The sequence below is a fragment of the Bacillus cereus genome, assembly GCF_015071065.1.
In the GTDB taxonomy this organism is placed as follows: domain Bacteria; phylum Bacillota; class Bacilli; order Bacillales; family Bacillaceae_G; genus Bacillus_A; species Bacillus_A cereus_BA.
Genome location: NZ_VOVA01000085.1, coordinates 1 through 635 on the forward strand (window position 1 = coordinate 1; position 635 = coordinate 635).

The window sequence follows — 635 nt, forward strand, 5'->3', positions numbered from 1 at the left end:
CCTTCTTGAATTCCTTCTTTTTTCCCCTCATTACGAGCATGAGCAAACTTTGCAGCCTCATCCATTAAGGCCTTTTCTCTTGCTTCATATGCTTGACGGAAAGAAGAATCTTGACTCATATGTTCCCACTTATTCATTGCTTTTTGTAAAATTGGATCTTGGTTCATGGCAATGTCCTCCAATGTTTGTGTGAGATGTTCATCTTCATTCGCTGGTAATAATAATAACCAACGAACAAACGAATCTTCCCACGGATTGACTTTCTCTTCGCGCCATTGCTGTAGTAACTTTGGAATCTCTACAATATGAACTTCTATATCGTCACTTAATAACTTTTGTTGCTGCTGATTCCAAAGGATTCCTGTTGTATGAAACGCTTCATATTCTGGAAACATCACAAAGTTTAACAAGTTAATGGTAATCGTTTTATGAAGTGAACTATAAGGCATTCCTTTTTGCAATTGAGAGGTGTATAACCTTCCCCAATAATACAAGCTTCGTTTGATCATATCATGATTGTTATTCAATTGTATTTCTACATTTACCTTTGTTCCTGTATTTAATGTAGCCGAAATATCTAAAATCGATAATTTATCTTCTTCATATTCTCGATGCAAATGTGGATCTTCTAATTG

Annotated in this window: 1 protein-coding gene; it reads right to left on the minus strand. The window is 35.3% G+C overall.

Annotation, left to right across the window (positions count from 1 at the left end; translation table 11 throughout):
- Positions 1–635, minus strand: a 635-nt coding sequence (locus FT637_RS29575; protein WP_193649258.1) for an Rpn family recombination-promoting nuclease/putative transposase, incomplete at both ends; no start/stop codon positions are given.